The organism is Rubritalea tangerina (assembly GCF_042683245.1).
In the GTDB taxonomy this organism is placed as follows: Bacteria; Verrucomicrobiota; Verrucomicrobiia; order Verrucomicrobiales; family Akkermansiaceae; genus Rubritalea; species Rubritalea tangerina.
In genome coordinates this window covers 110,273-129,078 of the sequence record NZ_JBHUJB010000031.1, presented here as the reverse complement: position 1 = coordinate 129,078, position 18,806 = coordinate 110,273, and the positions used below count along the sequence as shown (strand labels likewise).

The 18,806-nt window shown below is 48.9% G+C and carries 20 protein-coding genes; 6 read left to right on the top strand and 14 right to left on the bottom strand.

Features of this window, described 5'->3' with window-relative positions; all coding sequences use genetic code 11:
* Together ACFSW8_RS07470 and ACFSW8_RS07465 are read right to left on the bottom strand one after the other, a co-directional pair.
* Window positions 1-228 (bottom strand): hypothetical protein (locus tag ACFSW8_RS07470; protein WP_377177848.1); only part of this gene is annotated, 228 nt, incomplete at its 3' end.
* 425 nt (window positions 229-653) lie between these two features.
* The gene (locus tag ACFSW8_RS07465) at window positions 654-2,225 is read right to left on the bottom strand and encodes a PLP-dependent transferase (protein ID WP_377177846.1); all 1,572 of its coding nucleotides are present in this window, start codon (window positions 2,223-2,225) and stop codon (window positions 654-656) included.
* Between the two features lie 12 nt (window positions 2,226-2,237).
* On the opposite strand from ACFSW8_RS07465, the gene ACFSW8_RS07460 reads away from it, so the two are divergent.
* From ACFSW8_RS07460 to ACFSW8_RS07450, 3 genes are read left to right on the top strand one after another with little or no spacing between them, the layout of a single operon-like run.
* Window positions 2,238-2,663: an EF-hand domain-containing protein gene (locus ACFSW8_RS07460; RefSeq protein ID WP_377177844.1), complete on the top strand. Its 426-nt coding sequence runs from the start codon at window positions 2,238-2,240 to the stop codon at window positions 2,661-2,663.
* 9 nt (window positions 2,664-2,672) lie between these two features.
* Window positions 2,673-2,969: a hypothetical protein gene (locus ACFSW8_RS07455; RefSeq protein ID WP_377090855.1), complete on the top strand. Its 297-nt coding sequence runs from the start codon at window positions 2,673-2,675 to the stop codon at window positions 2,967-2,969.
* Window positions 2,970-3,001: 32 nt separating this feature from the next.
* Entirely contained in the window at window positions 3,002-3,697 is a 696-nt protein-coding gene (locus ACFSW8_RS07450; protein WP_377090856.1) for a pseudouridine synthase, read from the top strand.
* On the opposite strand, the gene ACFSW8_RS07445 is transcribed toward ACFSW8_RS07450, so the two are convergent.
* From ACFSW8_RS07445 to ACFSW8_RS07400, 10 genes are all read right to left on the bottom strand, one after another.
* Window positions 3,680-4,039, bottom strand: coding sequence for a dihydroneopterin aldolase (locus ACFSW8_RS07445; protein WP_377090858.1), 360 nt, complete (start codon window positions 4,037-4,039; stop codon window positions 3,680-3,682). The two genes, ACFSW8_RS07450 and ACFSW8_RS07445, sit on opposite strands and share 18 nt — an antisense overlap.
* Complete coding sequence (locus ACFSW8_RS07440; protein WP_377090859.1) at window positions 4,036-4,698, bottom strand: HAD family hydrolase; 663 nt, start codon at window positions 4,696-4,698, stop codon at window positions 4,036-4,038. The genes ACFSW8_RS07445 and ACFSW8_RS07440 overlap by 4 nt, the downstream gene beginning before the upstream one ends.
* Window positions 4,699-4,829: 131 nt before the next feature.
* Window positions 4,830-5,183, bottom strand: coding sequence for a DciA family protein (locus ACFSW8_RS07435; protein WP_377177842.1), 354 nt, complete (start codon window positions 5,181-5,183; stop codon window positions 4,830-4,832).
* A 34-nt stretch (window positions 5,184-5,217) separates the two neighbouring features.
* Complete coding sequence (locus ACFSW8_RS07430) at window positions 5,218-5,454, bottom strand: ferredoxin (protein ID WP_377090862.1); 237 nt, start codon at window positions 5,452-5,454, stop codon at window positions 5,218-5,220.
* Between the two features lie 102 nt (window positions 5,455-5,556).
* Window positions 5,557-6,930, bottom strand: coding sequence for a DUF58 domain-containing protein (locus ACFSW8_RS07425; RefSeq protein WP_377090863.1), 1,374 nt, complete (start codon window positions 6,928-6,930; stop codon window positions 5,557-5,559).
* 21 nt (window positions 6,931-6,951) lie between these two features.
* Window positions 6,952-7,911: an AAA family ATPase gene (locus ACFSW8_RS07420; RefSeq protein WP_377090864.1), complete on the bottom strand. Its 960-nt coding sequence runs from the start codon at window positions 7,909-7,911 to the stop codon at window positions 6,952-6,954.
* The gene (locus tag ACFSW8_RS07415; protein WP_377090865.1) at window positions 7,898-9,862 is read right to left on the bottom strand and encodes a hypothetical protein; all 1,965 of its coding nucleotides are present in this window, start codon (window positions 9,860-9,862) and stop codon (window positions 7,898-7,900) included. Before ACFSW8_RS07415 ends, ACFSW8_RS07420 begins: the two co-directional genes overlap by 14 nt.
* Complete coding sequence (locus ACFSW8_RS07410; protein WP_377177840.1) at window positions 9,859-11,016, bottom strand: hypothetical protein; 1,158 nt, start codon at window positions 11,014-11,016, stop codon at window positions 9,859-9,861. Before ACFSW8_RS07410 ends, ACFSW8_RS07415 begins: the two co-directional genes overlap by 4 nt.
* 364 nt (window positions 11,017-11,380) lie before the next feature.
* Window positions 11,381-13,768 (bottom strand): Amuc_1098 family type IV pilus outer membrane protein, encoded by a 2,388-nt coding sequence (locus ACFSW8_RS07405; protein WP_377177838.1) that lies wholly within the window; start codon window positions 13,766-13,768, stop codon window positions 11,381-11,383.
* A 124-nt stretch (window positions 13,769-13,892) separates the two neighbouring features.
* Window positions 13,893-14,069, bottom strand: coding sequence for a hypothetical protein (locus tag ACFSW8_RS07400; protein WP_377090869.1), 177 nt, complete (start codon window positions 14,067-14,069; stop codon window positions 13,893-13,895).
* Between the two features lie 136 nt (window positions 14,070-14,205).
* On the opposite strand from ACFSW8_RS07400, the gene ACFSW8_RS07395 reads away from it, so the two are divergent.
* A complete protein-coding gene (locus ACFSW8_RS07395) occupies window positions 14,206-15,288 on the top strand; it encodes a type IV pilus twitching motility protein PilT (RefSeq protein ID WP_377091588.1) in 1,083 nt (360 codons plus the stop codon).
* Between the two features lie 30 nt (window positions 15,289-15,318).
* Window positions 15,319-16,425, top strand: coding sequence for a type IV pilus twitching motility protein PilT (locus tag ACFSW8_RS07390; protein ID WP_377090870.1), 1,107 nt, complete (start codon window positions 15,319-15,321; stop codon window positions 16,423-16,425).
* 81 nt (window positions 16,426-16,506) lie between these two features.
* Here ACFSW8_RS07390 and ACFSW8_RS07385 read toward each other — a convergent pair whose 3' ends face one another.
* Entirely contained in the window at window positions 16,507-17,100 is a 594-nt protein-coding gene (locus tag ACFSW8_RS07385; protein ID WP_377090871.1) for an SET domain-containing protein, read from the bottom strand.
* Between the two features lie 15 nt (window positions 17,101-17,115).
* The gene (locus tag ACFSW8_RS07380; protein ID WP_377090872.1) at window positions 17,116-17,733 is read right to left on the bottom strand and encodes a hypothetical protein; all 618 of its coding nucleotides are present in this window, start codon (window positions 17,731-17,733) and stop codon (window positions 17,116-17,118) included.
* 160 nt (window positions 17,734-17,893) lie between these two features.
* On the opposite strand from ACFSW8_RS07380, the gene ACFSW8_RS07375 reads away from it, so the two are divergent.
* A complete protein-coding gene (locus ACFSW8_RS07375; protein WP_377090874.1) occupies window positions 17,894-18,805 on the top strand; it encodes a ParB/RepB/Spo0J family partition protein in 912 nt (303 codons plus the stop codon).
* The last annotated feature ends 1 nt before the right edge of the window (window position 18,806 follow it).

The following is an 18,806-nucleotide window of genomic DNA, read 5'->3' as shown; positions in this document are numbered from 1 at the left end:
ACTCGCCTCTACTCCTTTTTTATTCGTCGGCAGATGGCGCTTAATGTCTACCTTGCGTTGCTCAAACACCGTGTCGAGATCTGGTACCTGATCAAACCCAGGCTCCTCAGCCTGCCCAAAAACAGAGGAAGCCCCGAGTGTAAACGCGGAAAACACAAACCAACAGCTCACACCACGGAACTTCCGTGACCGCTCAGATACAGCAATACTTGGCAAAAACGATTTCATAAAAAATTGGTCCCCAGAGCGTAAGAATCAATACCCCACACCCAAAATCCCATTTGGATTCGATAGCGAATGACACGGGCTAACAAATCATTAACACAAAATATCTGTTATCTTTGTTAGGTGCTAACTTTTTTGATGGTAGAAAATTTTGATCAATAAAAATAAACACCCCGTCCAGACGCATAAAAGTCCAATGACGGTTCAATTCATTCAGCAATCAAGACGCGATGAAGCAGTCCCGCACCTACCGAACGACTGGAGAAAAACGCAAATTTATATACAAAGATCCCAACTCTTCAATTCTTCAACGCAGCAAAATGCATCAAGCCCAACAAAATCATCATTTATCTCATTTGAAGAGCGATTTGGCATAAGCTGCAATATATAGTCACCAAATAGCACTACCGGCTATGATGCTCTGATCACTATGCCAACTCTAGAGCCGCACGAAATGCCCCTAAGACCTGCTCACTCGGCTCAATGCCGATAGAAACTCGGATCAAATGAGCCGGCACCCCACAGCCCTCCGCCCAGTCCAGTTCATCATAATGGGCAAGTAAGGTATAAGGACAAACAAGTGAAAACTCCGTGCCCAAACTAGGCCCCTTAGACAACTCTAATGCGTCATAGACCTTCGCCGACTTCTTCTCATTCTTCAATGTGAATGAAACCAAACCGCCATAACCACCCCTCTCACGCTTCACTTGCGCATACGCTTCTGGCGTGCTCACACTAGGGTACCAAACTTTGTCGACAGCTGGATGCTCCAGTAACATTTCAACTAATGCCGCAGAGGTCGTATTCACCGGAGACATACGTGCCTCAAACCCTTTAGAATTCTCATCGAGTACAGCCGCATCCGCAGCGTAGAGACGGCAGCCCGATTCACAATCATCAGTAAAAAAGCCAAGAAGGTCAGCGTAAAATGGTGATGTCTCTACCAACTGCACGCAACCCGCTAGCACATCGCCCTTACCAGAAATCCATTTGCTCAATGAGGTCGTGACAATGTCCGCGTAGCGCGAGACATCCACATTATAGACACTGCAAATCGTATCATCCACCACAAGAGGAACTCCGCCATCCCGGCATGCATCATGCACACGCTCGAGATCCACAGACCGCAGTAATGGATTGCTCGGAACTTCACAAAATACCGCCGCAAACTCACCTTCTCGGATACGCTTCAACGCTTCGTCAAACGATTCACCCTGACTATCATTAAGCATCACAGCACCTGAACCAAAGTGGTTCTGCACCTTCAACACATCCACATAGGGAAAATCTAACTGCAACGTCTTCTTGCCAGCAAACATTCCAGTCAATGCACGATGCACTGCATACACGCCAGCCATCCCACTCTCATAAATGAAAACTCCACCAGCTTGATATCCTCCATACGCAGCCAGACGCTCACGTAACTCGGTCGTGTCGTACTGCCACAAACCATCGCCCTCAAGCACATCCCACGCCTGACGACTACTCACAATCTCTCCAGTGTAACGCCAGTATTCCATGGCAACCGGTGCCACCGGCTCAGGAACGATCAATGCCTGTAAGCCATCATAGCTCACTATCCGAGCCGCAGCCCCTGTGCGCTTCTCCACAAATCGTAAAGCACGCTGCGCTGCTGCCTTGTCAGGAAAAATGACCACGCGCTCAGACTCCACAGCTAGTTGCTTCGCTGCCTGCTGAAATAAGCGCTCCACTAAAGGATGCTTGAAAAAGCGTGGGTAACCACAACGTAAGCGCTTGATGACCTTATCTCTGCCTTCCTCATAACCAATCACCGAATCCCAAGTCGGCAAACACACCGAAATCGCATGGCGATCATCTGGTAATGGGGCTCCGAGGTCTTCCTGTTGCCAGGCTGGCGATGTCATCAAATCTCTCAACGCCGAAAATCGATACTGTACCACCCCAGATTTGCAAGTCCGATGTGCTGCCCAATCCACCATCTGCAGATTTTCCTTGGGCTCCACCATCGCTCCATGCATAGTCAGCCCGCCATGCAACCTTTGCTCAATCTCCTTATTTTCAGCGCCCTCACCCTCCCGAGCTTCGCGTCGAAACCCACCCCAGCTCATGCTAGCCCGCAAACCAAGCAAATGGCCATGTTCGCCAACTTCGACCAAAATAAAAATGGCAAACTCAGTGAACAAGAATTTGTCCACTCCGTAATCAACGGACTCTACCATGACTTCGACCTCAATAACGATGGCAAAGTCACCAAAAAAGAGTTCTTCCAACACTCCAAAGACAAGAAACAAGCCAAAGTCGAATACCCAAAGCTAGACCCGCAAAATAAAGGCTTTATCTCCCTCGATTCTGTCAAAAAATTCCCCCCTCTCATCGATGAACTCAAGCTCGCATTTAAACAGCTCGACTCCCAAGGCAAAGGCTTCGTCACCCTCAAAGACCTTCAATCCCAATAATTTCATGCGATGCGCTTACGTACCTCAACCTTATTAGCCATCCTCTCAATCTCTGCCACCAACTGCAGCACACCCGAACAAACCAGCCGAGCTGTAAAAGGCGGGTCCCTCGGTGCCGGAGTGGGTGGCCTTATGGGCGGCTGGTCTGGCGCAGCAGCGGGTGCTGCTGTCACTGGACTCCTCGGAGCTTCTACCGCTACAGGTGACTCTCAATACGGCTACTACCCCAAAGCCGGCACCCCCAGTAGAGCACAGTCAGGCAACACCCAATCACGCTCCAGCGGCTCTATGGGCTACCGCTTCTAACACACAGCGCCACCACTCCAAATCTACCGGCCATGCGACTCGATCGCTTCCTCTCCCATAAAACTCGTCTCGGTAAAAAAGCCGTACGCCAGCACATCGATGCGGGGGATGTCACCGTTGACGGCAAACCCGCGCACCACCACCGCCAGGAGGTTGACCAGTTCACCACTGTCACTCTAAACGATTCTGTACTTCAACAAAAAGAAGCAATCTATCTGATGCTTCATAAGCCTCCTGGTTACCTCAGCGCCACCACCGACCCCGAGCACCCGACCGTTATCGACCTCATCAAAGAAAGCTTTGCCAGTGAGCTCCACATTGCAGGCCGACTCGATCGAGCATCCACAGGGCTACTCCTACTCACTAATGATGGACGCTGGTCTCGCTCACTCACCGAACCCGAAAAAAAGATCCCTAAAATCTATCAAATCCATCTACGTGACCCGCTGAGACCCGATGCTGCAGAAATCTTCTCCCGTGGAATCTACTTTGCCTACGAAGACCTTACCACAGCTCCCGTAGAACTTACCCCACTCAGCTCACACGATGCTACCATCACCCTCTTTGAAGGTCGCTACCACCAAATTAAGAGGATGTTTCACGCCATCGACAACAAAGTCCTCAACCTCCATAGAAAACAAATTGGAGCATTAGAACTAGGTGACCTGCCACCTGGTGCCTACAAACGAATTAACAAACAAGTGATCTGGTCATCCACTCACTCTTGAGCGCCACATCCGTAAACCGACGAAATCAGTGTCGGGGAGAATAAACTTCTCAATTTCTAAGGTCACTTCTAACACCGCAAATTCACTCAACACCACTGCGGCCACTTCCTCGGTAAATGTCTCAATGAGCTTCCTCGGACGCTCAGCCCCCAGCTCCTTCACCCGCTGTGCTACCTCGTAATAATTGACAGTCTTCTCGATAGCGTCTCCGAGATTAGAAAAGCCATTCTCCGGTACCAATTCCAAATGCAACTTCAGGATTTGAGGTGCTGCACGTTCTTCATCCGGCACCCCAATAAATAATTCAACCTCTAGGCCTTTGATGATAATTGTGTCTTTCATACCTTCTCAACAAGTTGCTCCCAGCTCTGATCACTCTCGAGCATATTCCTTAAGTCTTCTAGGTCGTTTGCTAAGACACTCGGATGCACCGCCTCCAACACTTCGCGATGATTATATCCAGTCAAGACCCCTACCGAGTGCACCCCTCCATGATGGGCAGTTTCGACGTCATGCGTCATATCCCCAACAAAAATGGTGCGCTCTTCCTGCATACCATGCCTCTCAATAATCTCCCCAATCCTCTCACGCTTATCGAGCACTCCAGCATAGCGTGCCTCAAAGAAATGCTCTAACCCTAGCGATACCACCTGTTCCTCAAAAGCCTTTGCACACATGCTCGTCAGCACATACATCCGGTCTCCTCTCCGCGCCAAATAGTCTAGAAAATCACGCGCGTGCTCTAGCACCGGCACCTCTTCCTTCGACAAGGCAAAGCCCTCGCGAAAATGTTGCTCGATCTCTTCCAAGGCCACCCCTGGGACATATTCCTCATAAAATGCTTCATAGGGTAAACTAAAATGACGTCGAAAAGCCTCTCTATCCCACTCTGGCTTTCCGTACTGGCGCATCACGTGGTTCGTGGCACACACCACCAAAGCCATGTCGTCCACTAGGGTCCCTGACCAATCAAATATCCAATCCCATCGCTGCTTGCTCACACCAGCTCCATAGCCCCGAATCCCCTACTTGGCAACCCATCAAAAACAACGCACAGCCATCTCGCTTAGCGCACTCTTCCCCCTCTGCTATCGCCTACCCTCTCTTCATCTGGGATCGGACCTCCCCCACATTAGCCGACCTTGAATCGCACTTGCTTCACCACGCCCTCACCGAGCTCATCTCTCAAATTCTTCAGCAATTTTCCCTTCATCTGCTCCAAATGGAACCGCATAGAAGGCTGAACCACTTTCAAGACAAGCACACCTCTTTTCAGAGACTCAGGCTCAGCATGTTTTGCCACAAAATCACCCGCCACTTTAGTCCAAGCCTGGCGCAGCCGTTCCTCATCCATCCCCCCCTGAACTCCAACCTCCTTCAGCAAACTCTCCAGATGCTCTGAAGCCGTGTGAATGTTTCGATTCGGATCCGGCACCGGATCCCCATGACGCCATTGGCGCAATGTAAGCTCCCGCAACCACTTCATCGTGTGCGGGAGTGCTCTTTTTCGTGATGGATCCTTACTCTGCCCCATCTTCACCGATTGCCTCTACAGGGCAACCTTCCATAGCCTCAACGCATTGCTCACGCTCCTCGTCATTCTCAGGCTGCTTGTATACATAGGAATAACCCTCGTCATCTTCACGAGTGAAGTTGTTTGGCGCTGTCTCACGGCAAAGATCACAATCAATGCACTGGCTATCGACGTAGAATTCGCCGCCTACGTTCTCTGGATTCTTATCTTCCTTGTCTGCCATAATTCGTTTTTCTGTGTTGCAGTCACTGCTAACGGCCTAAATTCAAATGCGCAACTATTTTTGAAGCCGATTTGCCATTATTGAGACTACCAGCCACTGAACTCAACTCGACCGAGCTCCACTCAATTGCTCTAAGCCAGCTTCCACCTGATGCACCGACACGCGTGTCACTCTCACACTCCCTGCACTCTCCCCCCCATGCCCCTCGGCCCCTTCATCTACCACTAAAAGCACTGAGAGACTCACTCCGCTGGCTGCCAAACGTTCAAGAAACTCCACCCGCTCCTCATCCAGCGAACACAATACCACGATACAAGTCGTCATCGCCTCAGCATGCTTCAACACCATCTTAACCAGCTCGTCCCACTCAGGGCTCGTCTCCATATCTAAGCCCGCCAATACCTCAAGCATCTTGTCCACTCTCTCCACATTTTTACCCACCGTATGGACCTGCGCCCCCTGCTGAACAAACATCAAATCCAAAAGAGATTGCTCAGTATCCACACTGCTCGCAAAGGTCGCAGCTATCGAAATAGCCTCCTCAAACACGCGCTCCATCTCAGCCTTCACAACTGTATCCAATACCAGTCCATAGCGAGGGAAAAATACATCCTCATATTCCTTGATGATTGGCTTGCCGGTCTTCCCCCAACTCGGCCAATGAATATGCTTGGGTGGGTCACCAGGACGATACTCACGTAGTGAAACAAACTCACCACTCTGCCCCGCCACCGAGGAACTCGAATCTCCCCCCAATTGACTGCGGGATTCTCCATCTATCTGAAATCCTGCAAAACGATAACGCTTCGGCAAAACAATCACAGTATCCTTCTCCTGTTCCACTCTCCACGACCTCTGAAAACACCCCAGCGGATCAGGCAACACCACCCTCATACGCTCAAGCTGTATCACCCCACGCCGAATCGGTAGAAATGACACCCTCACTGTCCCACTCATCTTTCCACCCACCGGCTCCGCCAATACAGCTTCGGACTTTAATAATAACCTGCGCCTGATCATCCACATCCATCGATACGCTACAAATGTCTGGTCAAAGGTGTTGCGCAATTCTTCACCTGGCTCAGTCGAATGTAAAAATAACTCACGACTCGGAATCGGATCGGGCGCCAACTCGTTTAAGTAAAAATTGCGTAACACAAACCGTGTCAAATTCTCATACCTGACCGTATACTCCAGCCTCTCACCAACTGTAGCATAACGAGGTAAATACCGACGCACTCTTATCTTCGCTCGCCTTAACCACGCACCTATCAACGCCACTCCTATCACAGCAAAGTAGATCGCCAATAAACGAAACAGTGTGTCCCGTGGATACATCGCCGTCACAAAGCCGATGAAGGGACATCCTATAATCACCATCCACCCAAAAGGCGTGATCCTCTGCCCTAACTCAAAACTCGCTTTCGACCCAAATCGATAAAGCCGATAGAGCCTATTCTGTACGCGCCTTCTCATTCATCCACTCACCTCATACCTCTAACTCGGCACCGGATGTGAAGCTAACAATTCATCCACTATACTTCTTCCTGAATGCCCCGAATACTTGGCCTCATGATCAACAACCAAACGATGCGCAATCACATCCCCAGCCACAGATTGAATAATCTCTGGAGTCACGAAATCTTGACCTAACATCAGGCTCATAGCCTGCGAGACCTTCATCAGCGCTATCGACGCCCTGGGGCTCGCGGCCAATTTTACCAACTCGTGCTCACGCGTAGCCGCACAGAGCGATACAATGTAATGCTTGAGCTCATCACTAATTGCAACCTTCGCCACCCGAGCTTGCCACTCAACTACCTCTAATTGACTCACCACCGTCTCAATGGAATCCACAGGATGTACGACCCCTTGCTGATCAGTTAAAATTGAAACCTCCTCCTCCACACCAACATACCCCAATGAACATTGCATCGCAAAACGATCCATCTGCGCCTCAGGCAATGGGTATGTTCCGCGAAACTCCACTGGGTTCTGAGTCGCTATGACAAAAAATAAACCTTCCATTGCATGACGCACTCCCTCCACAGTAGCTTGCTTTTCAGCCATCACCTCTAACAATGCACTCTGAGTCCTTGGTGAAGCTCGGTTAATCTCATCACCTAGTAAAATATTCGAAAATATCGGCCCCCTGTGAAAACTAAACTCCCCTGTCCGAGGGTTGAGTATCGATACTCCAAGAATGTCAGATGGCAATAAGTCAGGCGTAAACTGAATACGCTGAAAATCTGCTCCACCTATCGCCCCTGCCAAGGCCTTCGCCAAAGTCGTCTTGCCTGTCCCTGGATAGTCTTCCAGAAGCACATGCCCACCAGCTCCCAAACAGCAGACTAACTTGCGAATAAGACCTTCTTGACCTCGTACCACCTTCCTAACGGCTTCTTCAATAACATTGCCGACTTCACTCACCACTCCGCTTGCTTTACTCGTTGTCATTCTTATCAATTTCTGAATCTACTAACTGATTAAATTTGGCTCGCAACGCCTGATAAGCAAGTAGGAATTCTTCGCCTTCCACCTCCTTGATCCTGCGCAAAACTGGTGTATTCACGATCACCTGTCCCCCACCGTGCTCATAATAATAAAGATACTGTGGAAGAATCTTGAGCCCCTCAGCACTACGCACTACCGGATATGCCATAAACTCAGGGTCCACCTGCTGATGGTACTCTATTCGCATCACCACCCAAGCCATGTTTTCTCCAGAGATAACTTCTGAATATTCAACTGAACTCTGGGTGCTCATCTGCGCCCTAACATCACGCCCAATAGCCTCTAGTAATTTCTCTTCCTGCCCCTCAGAACATGCCACCAGTGTACCCAATGACCGAATTTCTCCCTGCTCGATGCATGTACGATACGCCTCATATAATTCCTCCACCTGCTTGTCTGGAATCTTCTCTTCCCCCTCAAACTCGTACCCGCTTTCTATTTTCACCTCTCTTGTAAGGCTCGCAATCATGATCGACTGTGACTTCTCAACACCCATCCTCGCCTCAGCTAAAGTCACTTGCGAAATGACATCCTCATCAACCTCTTCAGCTATCCGGAATTCCGGCACCAACAACCACCCTTTATTTTCAACCTCTGCCAATAGCACCTCTGATACTTCAAAGCGCGTTAGCCTACCTGGAGAGTAGCGCGCCATGAGGCGCAACGATACGCCCTCCTGCTCCACCTGAAACATATACTCACGCTTACTAAACTTTTGATTCCTCCACTCATTCCACCTCGCTAACGCCCTACTATACAACCTACCCAAATCCCCCTCCGACAACTCCAACCCACCCTCCAAGAATGATTCCTTCCAATCAATAAGACTCATGAAATTCTGGAAAGACCCCACCTCAATAGCCTTCAAAACCGCCATAGAGCATTGCGCTTCACTCTCATAAGCTTTCAAGTCCAAATGCATTAATGCAGACTTTCTGATGTCCCCCATATACCCTTGATTGCTTCGATGTAAATCACTTCGCCCCGGTAGTTTAAGTAACAACTTCCCATCTTCTCCATACCTCAACCCCATAGGTACCCCCACAACCCACTTTCCCTCTTCACGCTCCACACCTAACTCCATAACGGATTGTAAACTCTTATTATACGGATGGTATAGCGCCACACTCACTATATCCTCACCTTCTACCTGAGGTAAAATAGCATACAAATAACTACTCCCTAACAGCACACTCCAAACACTCTCCTCCTCCTTAAACAAAGAACTCACAAATGCTCTCTGCATATCAGAACTGGCCAGAATTCCCGCCATATCCCGTCGCTGAAGCATCTTGAAAAAAAACGCCACAGCATCCTCTCTAGAGCCAGACTTCAGAACAGCATCATTAGCCTGATACCTCTTCACTTCCTCTAGCAGGCTCTTCTCCTTCTCACTCGCTACAATCAATCTATGCTTTCTTGATCTATTCTCAGCCCATTGCCTTAAAACCATTTTAGACTTCTCGCGCTCAGCTGAATACCCCTTCTCGTCCACCAATAAAAAAGAACCAAGAACGGGAGCAGCTTTCCAAGCACCCCCAATTCTACAAAATCCTAAGCTCATGATGTTTACATCAAATGGCGCACCATCTTCCTCCGCCATCAAGATTGTCATACAAAAGTCCCCAAGCACTTTACTCTCTATCACTTGGTAATCATAACGTTCATCAAATTTACGAAACTTTAAATCATCCAAACACATCTCGACCCATTTCAGACGCTCCTCGCTGATCGCAGAACTTATTGAATAATACTTCTTACCGTGATCTAGAGATTTTCGAACCTCTTCGATATGTTCTAACGCTATAGCATCTCTCCATCCATCACCCTCTTCAGCTCTAAGAAAAACAGCGAAGAGAACCCACACACACAATACGAAATTCCCAACCCTCATTCTGCGATCATCTCCTCAAAAGCTTCTTCTAACTCCCTCTGTGTCTTAGGAGCTCTTTTTGTGTCGGTGTCTACTGACTGCTCAATAACAGCCTTTTCCTCACCTCGACTGTAAAGCTTGTATAGGTCATCTACTACCTCTCCCTCATCATTAGTACTAATATTCACCACCTGCCATAAGTACCCATCCTTCTCTCTAGAAAAAGCTCCATCAACAAAATTCCCCTGAAGGCTCTTTCTCAGGTTTAAAGGTAAACCAATCTCTATCACACCGCTCACCCTCCCATCCATACACATAACCTCTCCCTTGAGTGCTAACACCCCATCATCACTCACATCTATGTTCGAAATAGACCAACCTTTCGAATCTTGCACAATTCGACATTTCCCACCATTTCTAAAGGCTGGCCTCCTATATAAATTTCTCCTCAAACTCTCAGCCAGCCGAGCAAAGCTCGGTAACCTACCTAACTCCATCGACTTGATCTGGCATTCCAGCTCCATCCCTACACTTCCATCAGTAACTTGCATCCAACCAGTACCTTCGTCTACCACCATCCCTATAACCTCCAAAAATTCACTGGGAAATATATCACCTACATCAACCTTCTCCACAGCAATATCCCACCTACCCAATTTTCCCTCACCACTCAAAAGTGCCCCTGAAAGCTGCAAACTACCACGGTTCTTTATGTTAATAAGCCGAGCATGGATACTCTCTTTTCCATCGCGATCGGGCTGCACAAACGCATTATCCAAAACATATCCACCCCACCCTAACAATGCAACGTCACCGCCAGACATGCTGAGCCGAAGCCCATCATTCTCCCAATGAAACTGAGCAACACTCTCCTCCAATAAAACGTTTCCATCCACATACACGGTCACATCTCTACTACGAAAACCATCAGCAGTGAACCCATCAAATCCTCCCCCATTACCCTCAGGAAAAAAGTGATCCCGACCACTTAAGGCTAACGAAAAAATAGATTTCTCAGATGTAATTTCCAGCGCCTCCCAACTCGCCCCTAAAAAACCACTAGGGGTATAGCTCGCTCTAACCTTATCTAGCTTAAGGTAATCAAACATCCCTCCGTCCTCAGCCCACTCAAGCTCGAGCTCTCTTGCCGTCCCGAGGGTCGGACTAAAACGCATTTGGTTGACACTTACCTCTCCACCCGTTTGTGAGGCAATACTCGCAAGGACTTCAGCCTTGAAAGCACTACTATTGTGATAAGCAATTGATAAACAAAAAGATAGCAACAAGAAGAAAACACCCCCAAACACGCCACATACCAGATAGCACTGCTTCTTTCTCTTCTCTAGCGCAGTTGCTCCTCTTGCTGACTTGCGGCGAGTCCTATGACCGCGCTTAGGCTCTTCCACCCTAACTCTCTTGCGTACTTTACGCCTCCTAATCTCACCACCCTCCTCTGAGGGTGATGGTGTAGAATCCTGAGTGTGCAAACCTTCCAATGGTGTGACAAATAATGGGTGCCTCTATCCCAACTCCCAAAAATTAACGATCGCGCCAATTCTTACCTGTTGGGTCCTTAAGCTCAACATTCACAAAAATAAATAGCGCTCTATCAGATTTCTGAATGCCTTCACTTTTGAAAAATCTTCCAGCCAAAGGAATATCTCCAAGGATCGGCACCTTATCCTCTACTGTTTCAATACTGCTCTGGTTCAATCCTGCAATCACAAAGCTAGAACCATCCTGTACCGTAACGGCGGTGTTGAGGCGAATCGGACGAAATACTGGCATCAAGATCGCATTCTGATTCAAATCCACATTCACAACCTCTCCAGTTGAAGGCACAGTCTGTGGAGCTGAAATCGGTGACCCATAATTTACAAAGCCATCAAAATCTACAATCTCTGAGAATAACTTCACGTCCACATAGTTCTTATCTTCGGACACTGTACACTCAGCTTCTAAAGACAATCCAACCAGGCGCGTCTCAAAGGCTGTTGCCGTCGCCGATGTCACCGGGAAATTACCATTGAGATCGGTTACCACTGTGTTCGGAATTTCAGGTGGCTCATACTCAGTCGGGTAAATGAATTCTCTTCCACTAAACAAAGTCGCCTTCTCGCCTGATCTAGCAATGATCGTAGGGGTGTCCATACGATCTAGACTCTTCTTCTGGCTCAAACCTCTCAGAATCACAGCTACATCATCACTGGCTAACCTCAACACACCCGGTGCGCGCTCAGGTGGACCAGTAAAGGTCTCATCCCTTAAAATAGCCCGATCTAAAAAGCTCTTCTCAAACATCGTATCTCCACTCCGCAAACCTGATGTTACAGGTCCAGAATTTGATGGAAATGCCAAGCCGTCCTGGGCAATCGGATATCCATTCCCCTGAGTACCTCCACTCACCACAGTCTGACCAGAACTTGAACCTAATAACCAATCAAAGCCAAGCTCCTCGACATCACTTCGAAGCACATCCATCACTGTGACCTTAAGCACGACCTGAACATTCTCAGACTGCGAATAAGTCCGCACATATTGCTCAATAATATCGAGATTCTGCAAGGTGTTGGAAACCATCAAAATGCCTGACCCGCGAATATACTTTGCACTCGCACCATCCGGAAAGCTCACACCCAGTGAGGTCAAAAATTCTTTGGCAGTCACCCTTGCTGTCAATGCACCACTATCGCTTGGCTCATCAGCAAACGGATCATCACTGGCTCCTGACTTACTCGCGGCATCCTGCATGAATGTTGGCGGAACCCTAAAAGTCCTCCTGTGAATGCTGCCATCAGCAGCACCCGAGGGTGTCACAATCACAGCATGATCACTGAAACGCCACTGCGTACCTGTCGCATTGCTGATGAAATCCAATACCTTATCCAAAGGCACGCTGCGCAAGTTTAAATTGATCCGCTTGGATCGAATCATCTTACCCCAGTCAGAATCTTTATCACCGATATTCAGAACAAAGTTCGCTCCTTTTTCATTAGAATCAACCGTACTCTGATCATACTCACGAGCCCAAACTCGAACCAAATCATAGGCCTCCTCAATACCAACATCCTGAAGATCAACGATAGGCACAACAATCTGCTTGATCTTATTCGCATAGACCTCCTGAATACGCATTTCTGCCCTCTCCGCTTCAGATGACTGCTGCAGCGTCTCTAACGAGGAATTCACCTTCAACTCCCATTGGCTATCCACTTGCATCAACGCCTCCGACCGCGTCTGGTCATAGGCTGTGCGATAATAATCAGTCTTCGCCGCATTCAGACGTTCCATCCCTCGACGTGCAGCCTTGTTATAAGGGTCGAGATGTAACACCTCCTCATACGCAGCCAGCGCATCATCAAACTTTCCTAAATTATAATACCCCTCCGCCTTGCGCAGCCATTTACCTGCGGCCTCAGCATCTTTACTGTGTTCCAGCGTCAGTACTGGATTCGTTCGAATTGGATCATCAAGCTGCGCCAAACGCTGCTTCACGCCTTTGTGATCAGGCATGGCTTCTGCCAGCACACTTTTCAATAAGTCGCGAGCCTCATCGTATTGACCAAATCGCGATAAACTCTTACTCTGCTCAATCGCAGCCTGCGCATACCTCTCAGCAGATGCCTTCTTTATCTCATTCGACACCGCCCCCCTAGGTAATAAAGAATAGGCCTGCGAATAATTACTTACAGCTTCCTGGTACTTCTGCTGCCTATAAAAATCATCTCCTGCTAGTAATAACTCCTGTGCTAATACCACATTCTCAGCGCGCTTCGCACTCTCCTTCTGCGCAATTTGAGCGTCATGACTCTGCGCCATAAGAGCCCCCCCCGCCATCGATAGCACTATGCCAACGACGCATGAATGAGTGAGATTTCTCCCCACCCAACGCGCTCCAGCGCTGTATTCTGAAATTGATCTGACCATAGGTTTGATGCGGCTTATACACACATCCACGCCTCACAGTAAGCCCAAAAATGAGAAATTTTAGCTTTCTTACACATTTAGCCCCTTTCGCTTAGCCCCACTCATATTTCCCCCCCACCCTCACTTAGGGACGACTCGTCTTCTTATACACATTCTTATTAACCTCAAACTCTCTGACCATTCCAAATGAAAACTCCAACTGCTCCATCCGCATTGTGGACTTGCTTGGTCGCTTCATTTCTATCAAGATCTCTCTCGCCTGCTCAGCAGCATTCATCAAAGCTGTCTTTATTGTGTTCATGTGAACATGGATAATATACCTCCAGAAAAGGTCAATACAAGTTTGTCGAAATTTTCGGGGCAATTGAATTTTTTGCGTGCCATCTGGGAAAAGATTGTTTTGTTAGTTGCCTCTACACGATAGCTATAAAAACCTAATGTCCCAGATCCAAGCATACGACCACGTCGACACCTACCTACAAATTGGACTAGAATACGATTGTTCAGATATCCACTTGGCCACCACCAGTAAACCTACTTGGCGACGCTACGGCAGCCTCCAACCCATTTGGGAAGATGCCGCTCCCCTCACCGCTGATGACACTGAACGCTTAGTAAAAACATTTCTCCCCGATGAACACTGGGCCCATCTAGATGAAAAAGGTGACGTCGATTTCGCCTACCAAAATAAATTGGGCAGATTCCGTGTCTCCATCGTCAGACAGCGCCTTGGCTATGACCTCGTCTTTCGTATCATCAATACCCACATCCGCTCTATTGATGAACTCAAGCTCCCAAAAGAACACATCATCCCACTCACCCGTTACCACAACGGCCTCATCCTCGTAACCGGTTCAGTGGGCTCCGGTAAGTCGACAACCATGGCTGCACTCATCGACTTCATTAACCAAGACCGGGAAGACCACATCCTCACCCTTGAGGACCCCATCGAATATGTTTTCGAATCAAAAAGCTGCCACATCAACCAGCGCGAAGTACACACCCATACTGAATCCTTCCCTCGCGCCCTTCGCGGAGCCCTACGTGAGGACCCTGACATCATCGTCGTCGGGGAAATGCGCAACCTAGAAACCATCCAGCTCGCTCTCACCGCCGCCGAGACCGGTCACTTGGTGATCGCAACCCTCCACACTGGTAACGCCCCACGTACTCTCGACCGTATTCTCGATGTATTCCCCACGGACCAACGTGACCAAATCCGCATCATGGTATCAGAATCACTGCGTGGCATTATCTCACAACAACTCATCCCCAGAGCCGATGGCTCAGGCCGTGAAATGGCCCTCGAACTCCTCGTCAATACTGCCCCCGTCGCAGCCACTATCCGTGACGGTAAAACCTTCATGCTCCCAGGCATCATGCAAACAGGTAAAAATGTCGGCATGATCACTATGGATGAATCTATCAAAAACCTCTACACCCAAGGCCTTATCACCCAAGAAGAAGCCTACTTCAGAGCAGAAGATAAAAAACTCATGCTCTCCTACTTCCAATCTTAATCACACCCTAACACATTTTAAAAATCCGCTATGGCTGTTATTGATAAATACTTTAAAATCCTCGTCGAATCAGGTGGTTCAGACCTCCACCTCACTGAAGGCGAACCACCGAAACTTCGTATCCACGGTGGCGTCAAAGCAATCGAAGGCGAGCCCGTCCTCGAAGGTGACACATTCCGCAATATGCTTGCCGAGATCTGTGACCCGAAGGCATTCGACCGCTACCTTGAAGAAGGCGACCTCGACTTCGCCTACGAGATGGATGTCGAGTCCCGATTCCGCTGCAACTACCTCAAACAACGCCAGGGACTCGGTGCTGTCTTCCGACTCATCCCCACAAAGATTGCTTCACTCGAACAACTCGGTATCCCGGAAGTCGTCAAAAAGTTCGCTGATGTCCGCTCTGGGCTGATCCTAGTGACCGGCCCCACAGGTTCTGGTAAATCCACAACGCTCGCTGCACTTCTTGACTACATTAATGAAACGCAATCCAAGCATATCATTACTGTCGAAGAACCTATCGAGTTCGTTCACTCAAATAAAAAGTGTATCCTCACCCAACGTGAAGTCCCCCACCAATGCCCAACATTCTCTGACGGCCTGCGCGCCTCATTACGAGAAGATGCAGAAATTATTCTCGTCGGTGAGATGCGTGACCTTGAAACCATCTCGCTTGCCCTCACTGCCGCAGAGACAGGCATGTTAGTATTCGGCACCCTTCACACGAACAATGCCCGCAAGACCGTTGACCGTATCATTGACGTCTTCCCTGCTGACCAACAATCACAGGTGCGCACCATGTTAGCTGCGTCACTCCGTGGAGTACTTGCTCAGCTTCTCATGAAACGCACTGACGGAGGCCGTGTCGCAGTCAACGAAATCATGTTCACCACCCCAGCTGTCTCCTCCATCATCCGCGAAGGTAAAACCCAAAAGCTTTCCGATGTCATCACTCAGGGGAAAGCTGACGGTATGCAGTTCATGGATGAAGCCATCTGGGACAAACTCCGTGAAGGCATTGTCAGCCCTGAGGAAGCCTACATGAAAGCAATCGATAAAACGCGCTTCAAAAACTTCCTCCCACCCGAAAGCCAGAACCTCGGTGCCGCATCAGGCGAAAGCCCAAATGAGCACTAATTCCTAGCTCAACAATCATTACTAAAAGAGCCCGGGCAGATCCATCTGCCCGGGCTCTTTTTCATAAATCAATTAGCGTAACTAGGATGCCTGCAACGCATTCTTGTCGGAAAGCTTCTCTTTGAGCTGAGGCCATTGCTCGCGGCTCACAATGTACCCAACACAACTCTCGGTGCCGCAAAGACAAGGGTGGTCTTCATAACACTCGATATCGAAGCCATAATCAAAGGTGAGTTCCTCCCCTTCCTTGATGTCCCTCAGGGCATAAATAAAGATTTGATCCTCCTCAATCCACGCCTCGCAATTTGGCTCACATGAATGATTGATCAGGCGAGCGTCATTCCATGGCACATTGCCATCAATATCCCACTTTTTGTCCAAGGTGAAAATGTACACTGCGGCATCACCAGATTCCTCAGCCTTCGCAGCCTGATCCCAGGCGCGTTTCTCACTTTCATCTTTATCAATATATTCACCAAGATACTCGATCACCTGTGTCTCTTTCTCAATGTCGCACGCAGCATAAACACCTCGACCATGAATCACTGAATTGCGTACCTCGCACAGTGCGCTCTGACCACGCTCATACATCTCCTTCATCAAGCGCGTAATGCGCGCCATCTCACTCAAGTGGTCGTAGCGCTTCGATTGCTTCTTTTTCTCTTTCTTAGCCATCAGTCCGATTGCTCCTTAGTTTTTGATCTCTGTGTCTAGCTTCTTGGGAAGCTCCAGGCCATGTGGCAATAATGGGAACATACTGCGCAAATCCTGAACGCGAATTGTCGCACCATCAATAAAGGTCCATTGGTTTGTCCCTTCCTGCGCCAATGCTATCTGAAAACTCTCCCTCATGAAACTGCGCTTTGGGGCATCCTTAATGTAAAAAGTCATCTTCATCTTCGTCGGTACAAATACCAACAGCTCGTAACTCACATCCTCAGAACTACGAATCTCACGTACCCCTGGCTTCTTCTTCGGATGCACTCGGTACGCTTTCCACGCCGGCTGTGCCACAAATGAATCAATTGTAATGCCAGCCTCCTGCATCTGAGCTCCTGCCTTGTTAAATGACTCCAACAACAATGTCTCACTTCCTAAACGCTTCGCCTGACGCACCCGCCACCTTGGATACATCTTATCCACCGCAAAGCGGTAGTTGGATTTCAAAACCTCGTTACCTAATGCTTGTACTGACTTCTTCACAGATGCGCTGACCTCCGGCTTCAATGCCACTTCTCCACCTACCAGTTGCTGAGCGTGCACACTCGCCAACAAACTCATGGAGATTAGAAAAATTCGTTTAATCATAAATGCACGTGTATTGATTCCCTGCAATCGCCGTCACGTCAAGCATACGCAACGATTCCTCCTAAGAAATTCTCACAATTTCCCCCAAGCATCGGAAAAGGTGCATTTCTGAAAAAACTGTTTTGCAATCAGAAGCGCACTCCCTCTATGCTGCCTGCCCATGGCAAAAAAGGCACTAGGAAAAGGACTCGGAGCTCTGATTAAAAAACAGGAATCGCCATCTCCCATCGCACAAAAAAATGCGAAAGAATCAGCCCCAGGTACGCACGATAACGACGTGCGCATGGTCCCTATTGGCTCAGTATTCCCCTCCCCGCTCCAACCGCGTAAGCACTTCACCGATAGCATGCTCGATGACCTGATGGATTCCATCCGCCAGCACGGCATCATCCAACCCCTCATCACACGCGCCATCGGTGACAAACTCGAACTCATCGCCGGTGAACGACGCTGGAGAGCCTCCAAACGCCTCGGTCTCAAAGAAGTCCCCGTCATCATTCGCAAAGTCGAAGACCAAGACGTGCTAGAAATGGCCCTCATTGAGAACCTCCAACGCGAGGACCTCAACCCCATCGAAGAAGCCGCTGGTTACGTCCGACTCGCTAAAGAATTTAAAATGAAGCAGGACAAAATCGCCCAGCGCGTCGGCAAATCACGCGCCGCGGTGGCCAATGCCATGCGCTTGCTTGACCTTGCTTCCCAAGTCCAGTCCTACCTCTCCGAAGCTCTGATCACAGTCGGACACGCCAAAGCCATCCTCGCAATCAAAGACCACAACGCTCAAGTCGAAGTCGCAGAGCTCATCATAAAGAAAAAACTCACCGTCCGCGCCGCTGAAAAACTCGCCCAAGAATTTAATAACCCAAAATCAGACCCAAAATCTGAAAAGGCCAATAAACCCTCAGCCGCTGACCTCGCCATCATCAAACGCGTAGAGTCCCAACTCGCCAAAGACTTCAGCACCAAAGTCAACCTCCACCATACCGCTAAAAAAGGTAAAATTGAAATCGAGTATAGCGGCAACGCCGACCTCAATCGTATTCTCGAACTCTTAGGCGTAAACCTAGGCTAAG